Below are 7,111 nucleotides of genomic sequence, written 5' to 3' on the forward strand. Positions count from 1 at the left end.
CGTTTGGAATTCTAAATTTATTTTTTGAAAATTTGTCCAGAACAAAACAAGACATGACTTTTATTCAATTACATCATCATCATTTTCATACTTGCACTCAAGCGAGCTGAAAATGTATTGAATAAAACCAAGATATTTTTAAAACCGTTTGAGTAAATCAAGCGGTTTTTTTCATTCCTGTGAAAACAGGAATCTTACCAAAAAAGATTTACTCAAACACTTTTAACTAAAAAGAAAAATGAGTAAACTAAAAATTGCAATTCAAAAATCAGGACGATTAAATGAGGATTCTATGAAAATCCTTAAAGATGTTGGTATTTCTATCGATAATGGTAAAGATCAACTCAAAGCATCAGCTAAAAATTTCCCATTAGAAGTCTTTTATTTACGTAACGGAGACATTCCACAGTACTTAAAAGATGGTGTTGTAGATGTAGCTATTATCGGTGAAAATGTCTTGGTAGAAAAAGGACAAGACATCACGATTGCTGAGAAATTAGGATTTTCTAGCTGCAAAGTGTCTGTCGCGATTCCAAAAGGAAAAAATTACAATTCTATTAAAGATTTAGAAGGAAAACGTATCGCGACGTCGTATCCAAACACAGTCAACCAATTTTTAAAAGATAACAATGTTAACGCCAATTTGCACATCATTAACGGTTCTGTAGAAATTGCGCCAAACATTGGATTAGCTGACGCAATTGTAGACATCGTTTCTAGCGGAAGCACCTTATTTAAAAACAATCTTAAAGAAGTTGAAGTCATTTTAAAATCGGAAGCTGTTTTAGCAGTTTCACCTCAAATTTCTTCTAAAAACCAATTGATTTTAAACAAGTTGCAGTTTAGACTACAATCTGTTTTAAAAGCTAGAAACTCACGCTACGTGTTACTAAATGCACCAAATAACAAGGTTGATGACATTATAAATATTTTACCAGGAATGAAAAGTCCAACCGTTTTACCGCTAGCTGAAGAAGGTTGGAGCTCATTACATTCCGTAATCAATAAAAACGATTTCTGGGAAATTATAGATGAACTAAAAGCCAATGGTGCAGAAGGCATATTAGTTTGTCCAATTGAAAATATGGTCTTGTAATAAAATTTTTAATGTCTGACTGATCGCAGTCGAAGCCTAATTATCGAGAAGAATGAAAACAATAAAATACCCAAATAAAAATACGTGGTCAGAACTTTTAAAACGACCAACACAAACTGTTAACGATATAGAAAGTACGGTAAATCAAATTTTTGAAGACGTACAACGCAACGGCGATGCTGCAATTTCAAAATACACAAAGTTATTTGATGGAGCAGACTTACAATCTAATCTTGTGACTACACAAGAGATCGAAGAAGCATCTTCAAAATTATCTACAGAATTAAAAGCTGCAATTAACCAAGCGAAGTCAAATATTGAAGTCTTTCACAAAGCACAAAAAACAGAAAAAGTAAGTGTAGAAACCTCTATCGGAATTACCTGTTGGCAAGAAAAACGTGCCATTCAAAAAGTTGGAATTTATATTCCTGCTGGTACTGCGCCATTATTTTCAACAGTTTTAATGTTAGCAATTCCTGCAAATATCGCTGGTTGTAAAGAAGTTGTGTTATGTTCGCCACCAAATAAAGATGGTAAAATTGCTAACGAAATTTTGTATGCAGCCCAACTTTGCGGTGTGACAAAAATCATAAAAGTTGGTGGTATTCAAGCGATTGCAGGATTAACGTTTGGAACAGAAGCAATTCCTCAAGTTTATAAAATCTTTGGTCCAGGAAACCAATTTGTAACTGTTGCAAAGCAATTGGCTACAAAATATGGTGTCGCTATCGATATGCCTGCAGGACCAAGCGAATTGTTAGTTGTTGCAGATGATAGCGCCAATGTAAGTTATGTAGCTTCAGATTTATTAAGTCAAGCAGAACACGGAACTGATAGTCAAGTGATTTTAGTATCAACGTCTGAAAATTTTATAAATGAAGTTGAAACTGAAATTAACACGCAAATTAAGGCATTACCAAGACAAGATATTGCGCAACAAGCTATCAATAATTCAAAATCTATTTTAGTAAAAACTGATGAAGAGGCATTAGATTTAATTAATGATTATGGTCCAGAACACTTTATTGTTGCGACTAAAAACAATGATTTTTATGTTGATGGCATTCAAAATACAGGTTCTGTATTTATTGGTAATTACACACCTGAAAGCGCTGGCGATTATGCTTCTGGGACTAATCACACCTTACCAACTAATGGATTTAGTAAAGCCTACTCAGGCGTAAATTTAGACAGTTTCACAAAAGCGATTACGTTTCAAAATATCACAAAAGAAGGTTTAAAAAACATAGGAAACACCATAGAACTAATGGCAGAAGCTGAAGGTTTACAAGCTCACAAAAACGCAGTTTCGATTAGATTAAAAGACCTTGTTCCTGCGCAGGCAGGAATCTCAACCTTGAAAACAGAATAATAATGAGAAGTCAAGATTTTAATTTATTGAAACTGGTCAGACCAAACATCGCTGCCTTAAAACCGTATTCTTCTGCAAGAGATGAGTTTAAAGACGCAACATCTAACCAAATGATTTTCTTAGATGCAAATGAAAATCCATTTGAAAATGGTGTAAATCGTTATCCAGATCCGCAACAAAAAGATGTAAAATCGATGTTGTCAAACATAAAAAACATTCCGACAGAGAATATTTTATTAGGAAACGGAAGTGATGAAGTGTTAGACTTAATTTTTAGAGCGTTTTGTGAACCAAATCAAGATAATGTTATCACATTACCGCCAACATACGGTATGTACGACGTATTAGCAAATACAAATGCTATAGACGTTTTAACGGTTGAATTAAGTCCTGATTTTCAACCAAAAGTAGAAGCTATTTTAAACACTCAAAACGACAACACCAAACTGTTATTTTTATGTTCGCCAAATAATCCAACAGCGAATAGTTTTGAAGCGTCAAAAATTGAAAAGCTATTAACTAATTTCAATGGAATTGTAGTGATTGATGAAGCTTATATCGATTTTTCAGAAGACGAAAGTTGGATATCAAAATTATCAGATTTTCCAAATTTAATAGTCACGCAAACGCTGTCTAAAGCTTACGGAATGGCAGGAATCAGACTAGGAATTTGTTATGCATCTACCGAAATTATTTCAATTTTAAATAAAATAAAACCACCATATAACGTCAATCAACTAACGCAGCAAAAGGCAATCCAACGTTTAGAAAAGCAACAAGAGGTTCAAAACGAAATTCAGAATATAATTTCAGAGAGAAGCTTGTTAATTAAAGCCTTAAAGTCGGTGACTTGGATTGATACTATATATCCAACACAAGCTAATTTTGTGTTAGTAAAAGTTGATGATGCGACTAAAAGATACAATCAGTTAGTTGAAAAAGGCATCGTTGTTCGTAATAGAACTAATCAGCCTCTTTGTGAAAATTGTTTACGTTTTACAGTTGGTACAAGTGAAGAGAATGAGAAATTGATTGCAGTATTAAATAATATATAAACGTCACATCGAGTGATTTCGAAGAATGAGAAATTGTATCGAGATGTAAAAGTTCTCGATACGATTTTCATAAGAAAATCACTCGAACTGACGAAAACTTAAAAAACAATGAAAAAAGTATTATTCATAGACCGTGACGGCACATTAATTAAAGAACCAGCAGACGAGCAAATCGATAGCTTTGAGAAGTTGGTGTTTTACCCAAAAGTCTTCACATATTTAAGTAAAATCGCCAAAGAATTAGATTTCGAAATCGTAATGATTACCAATCAAGACGGATTAGGAACAGATGTGTATCCAGAAAATACGTTTTGGCCAGTACACAATTTCGTGCTTCAATCTTTTGAAAATGAAGGTGTTGTTTTTGAGGAACAATTTATCGACAGAACTTTTGCTAAGGATAACGCACCAACACGAAAACCAAATACTGGTTTGTTAACCAAATATTTTAGCGAAGATTACGATTTAGAAAATTCGTTTGTTATTGGTGACCGATTAACCGATGTCGAATTAGCTAAAAACCTTGGTTCTAAAGGCATTTTTATTAATGATAATACCAATTTAGGAACTGATGAAATTACTGTAAAACGCGAAGCTTTAGATGAATTTATTGCTTTAGAAAGTAATGATTGGGAAGAAATTTATAAATTCTTAAAAGCCAAAGAACGCACAGGAATCATCGAACGAAACACGAACGAAACCAAGATTAAAATCGATTTAAATCTTGACGGAACAGGACAAAGTAATATCGAAACTGGCATTGCGTTTTTCGACCATATGTTAGACCAAATTGCACGTCACGGACAATTAGATTTAAATATTAAAGTTGATGGTGATTTAGAAGTAGACGAGCATCACACCATTGAAGATACAGCAATTGCTTTAGGTGAAGTATTTGCAACAACTTTAGGAAACAAATTAGGTATAGAACGTTACGGTTTTAGCTTACCAATGGACGATTGTTTTGCGCAAGCTGCAATAGATTTTGGTGGTAGAAACTGGTTGGTATGGGAAGCTGACTTTAAACGCGAAATGATTGGCAAAATGCCAACCGAGATGTTTTTTCACTTCTTTAAATCCTTTACAGATGGTGCAAAATGCAATCTAAACATCAAAGCTGAAGGCACAAACGAGCATCACAAAATAGAAGCGATTTTTAAAGCATTTGCAAAAGCAATAAAAATGGCTGTAAAACGCGATGTTGAAAAAATGATTTTACCAAGTACAAAAGGAATGTTGTAATTAGCTTTTAGTCTTTAGCGGTTAGCTGTTATCTAAAACTAAAGGACAAAAGCCAAAAGCTTAAAAATGAAAATAGTCATCATAAATTACGGTGCAGGAAACATCAAAAGTATTCAATTTGCTTTCAAACGCTTAGGTTTTGAAGCGTTGTTAACCAATAATCCTGAAGAAATTAAAGCAGCAGACAAAGTGATTTTTCCTGGTGTAGGTGAGGCGAGTAGTGCAATGCTAAAGCTAAAAGAATCAGGTTTGAATCGTTTGATTCCGCAGTTAAAACAACCTGTTTTAGGTATTTGTTTAGGTATGCAACTAATGTGTAAATCTACAGAAGAAGGACATACAAAAGGCTTAGGTATTTTTGATGTAGATGTAAAACGGTTTTCAAACACGGTAAAAGTGCCACAAATGGGTTGGAATACAATAAGTAATCTTCAATCAGATTTGTTTAAAAATATCAAAAACAATGAATTTATGTATTTGGTGCATAGTTTTTATGCAGAACAATGCCAGGAAGCAATTGCAACAACAACTTATGATGTAGAATACGCTTCAGCATTACAAAAAGATAATTTTTACGGTGTGCAATTTCATCCCGAAAAATCATCCTTAGCAGGCGAACAAATTTTGAGAAATTTCATCAATTTATAAAAAAAAATGTCAGGCTGAGCGCAGACGAAGCCTATATATTAAATAAAAAGATTCCTGCCTACGCAGGAAATGATTATGAGAATAATACCAGCAATAGACATAATAGAAGGAAAGTGCGTAAGATTAACTAAAGGCGATTATAGCACAACAAAAATGTACAATGAAAATCCGTTAGAAGTTGCCAAGCAATTTGAAGATGCAGGCATAGAATACTTGCATATGGTAGATTTAGAAGGCGCTAAAGCAGATCACGTAGTCAATTATAAAGTGTTAGAAAAGGTGGCAACAAAAACCAATTTAAAAATTGATTTTGGTGGCGGACTTAAATCAGACGACGATATTTTTACTGCTTTTAATTCTGGTGCAAGACAAATCACTGGTGGTAGTATAGCCGTAAAAAACACCGACACTTTTTTACGTTGGATTAATAAATACGGAACGCAAAAAATCATCCTTGGTGCTGATTGTAAAAACGAAAAAATTGCTATTTCTGGTTGGTTAGAAGAAAGTAGCTTAGAAGTTGTGCCATTTATTCAGGAATATCAAAAAAACGGTATTCAGTATGTGGTATGTACAGATATTTCAAAAGACGGTATGCTTCAAGGTCCATCGGTAGATTTGTATAAAAAAATAATCAACCAATGTACCAATGGTAGCGCAGATCAATCTGTAAAACTTATCGCTTCTGGCGGAGTAACAACTATTGAAGATGTTGAAGTTTTATCTGAAATTGGTTGCGATGGAGTCATAATCGGAAAAGCCATTTACGAAAACAGAATAAGTTTAAAAGAATTAGAACGTTTTTTATAATATAAATAATTAGCCTTTTACTTTTAGCAACACGTTAGAAGCAAAAAGCCAAGAGCCAAAAGCCAAAAGCCAAATAAATGCTAACAAAACGAATCATACCTTGTCTAGATATCAAAAACGGTCGAACCGTTAAAGGCGTTAATTTTGTTAATTTAAGAGACGCAGGCGATCCTGTAGAATTAGCAAAACAATATGCGGAAAAAGGTGCAGACGAATTGGTGTTTTTAGATATATCTGCAACTTTAGAAGGTAGAAAAACAATGATTGAAATGGTGCTTAAAGTCGCGGAACAAGTTAATATTCCTTTTACCGTTGGTGGCGGAATTTCAAGTATCGAAGATGTAGATGTACTTTTAAAATCTGGTGCAGATAAAATATCTGTAAATTCATCTGCAGTAAAACGACCAGAATTGGTAAATGAATTGTCAAGTAAATTCGGTAGCCAATGTGTTGTAGTTGCTATAGATGCCAAACAAGTTAAAGGACAATGGAAAGTGCATTTAGCTGGCGGAAGTATTCCAACCGAATTAGATTTATTTGATTGGGCAAAAGAAGTTGAAACAAGAGGCGCAGGCGAAATCCTGTTTACTTCTATGAATAACGATGGAACTAAAAATGGGTTTGCAAATGAAGCACTAGCAAAACTATCAGACACTGTAAATATCCCGATAATTGCGTCTGGTGGCGCAGGAACTATCCAACATTTTACAGATAGCTTTAGAGTGGGTAAAGCAGATGCAGCTTTGGCTGCAAGTGTATTTCATTTTGGTGAAATAGAAATAAAAGACTTAAAAGAAGAATTAAAACAGAATGGTATTTCTGTGAGATTATAACTTGTAATCCTGAACTTGATTCAGGATCTCATAAAAAAGTAAAAATATAATGAAC

At 33.8% G+C, this 7,111-nt stretch carries 7 protein-coding genes; all 7 read left to right on the forward strand.

Translation table 11 applies throughout. The features are described 5' to 3' along the window. The first annotated feature begins 238 nt into the window (after positions 1-238). The 7 genes from hisG to hisF all read left to right on the forward strand — a co-directional run bounded on the left by hisG (position 239) and on the right by hisF (position 7,056). Complete coding sequence (hisG, locus tag ACN0QX_RS14790; protein WP_417198070.1) at positions 239-1,096, forward strand: ATP phosphoribosyltransferase; 858 nt, start codon at positions 239-241, stop codon at positions 1,094-1,096. Positions 1,097-1,148: 52 nt separating this feature from the next. Then, complete coding sequence (gene hisD / locus ACN0QX_RS14795; RefSeq protein ID WP_417198071.1) at positions 1,149-2,468, forward strand: histidinol dehydrogenase; 1,320 nt, start codon at positions 1,149-1,151, stop codon at positions 2,466-2,468. Between the two features lie 2 nt (positions 2,469-2,470). Continuing rightward, positions 2,471-3,523, forward strand: coding sequence for a histidinol-phosphate transaminase (gene hisC / locus ACN0QX_RS14800; RefSeq protein WP_417198072.1), 1,053 nt, complete (start codon positions 2,471-2,473; stop codon positions 3,521-3,523). Between the two features lie 108 nt (positions 3,524-3,631). Further along, a complete protein-coding gene (gene hisB, locus ACN0QX_RS14805) occupies positions 3,632-4,765 on the forward strand; it encodes a bifunctional histidinol-phosphatase/imidazoleglycerol-phosphate dehydratase HisB (RefSeq protein WP_417198074.1) in 1,134 nt (377 codons plus the stop codon). A gap of 66 nt (positions 4,766-4,831) precedes the next feature. After that, complete coding sequence (gene hisH, locus ACN0QX_RS14810; RefSeq protein WP_417198076.1) at positions 4,832-5,413, forward strand: imidazole glycerol phosphate synthase subunit HisH; 582 nt, start codon at positions 4,832-4,834, stop codon at positions 5,411-5,413. Between the two features lie 75 nt (positions 5,414-5,488). Then, positions 5,489-6,223: a 1-(5-phosphoribosyl)-5-[(5-phosphoribosylamino)methylideneamino]imidazole-4-carboxamide isomerase gene (hisA, locus tag ACN0QX_RS14815; protein ID WP_417198078.1), complete on the forward strand. Its 735-nt coding sequence runs from the start codon at positions 5,489-5,491 to the stop codon at positions 6,221-6,223. 77 nt (positions 6,224-6,300) lie between these two features. Further along, entirely contained in the window at positions 6,301-7,056 is a 756-nt protein-coding gene (gene hisF, locus ACN0QX_RS14820; protein WP_417198080.1) for an imidazole glycerol phosphate synthase subunit HisF, read from the forward strand. The last annotated feature ends 55 nt before the right edge of the window (positions 7,057-7,111 follow it).

The organism is Bizionia sp. (genome assembly GCF_048259285.1).
Taxonomy (GTDB): Bacteria; Bacteroidota; Bacteroidia; order Flavobacteriales; family Flavobacteriaceae; genus Algorimicrobium; species Algorimicrobium hallyeonense.

Excerpts from the sequence above, each read along its gene's own strand:
- hisF (WP_417198080.1), top strand. The coding sequence starts at position 6,301 with ATGCTAACAAAACGAATCATACCTTGTCTAGATATCAAAAACGGTCGA.
- hisB (WP_417198074.1), top strand. The coding sequence starts at position 3,632 with ATGAAAAAAGTATTATTCATAGACCGTGACGGCACATTAATTAAAGAA.
- hisG (WP_417198070.1), top strand. The coding sequence starts at position 239 with ATGAGTAAACTAAAAATTGCAATTCAAAAATCAGGACGATTAAATGAG.
- hisH (WP_417198076.1), top strand. The coding sequence starts at position 4,832 with ATGAAAATAGTCATCATAAATTACGGTGCAGGAAACATCAAAAGTATT.
- hisD (WP_417198071.1), top strand. The coding sequence starts at position 1,149 with ATGAAAACAATAAAATACCCAAATAAAAATACGTGGTCAGAACTTTTA.
- hisA (WP_417198078.1), top strand. The coding sequence starts at position 5,489 with ATGAGAATAATACCAGCAATAGACATAATAGAAGGAAAGTGCGTAAGA.
- hisC (WP_417198072.1), top strand. The coding sequence starts at position 2,471 with ATGAGAAGTCAAGATTTTAATTTATTGAAACTGGTCAGACCAAACATC.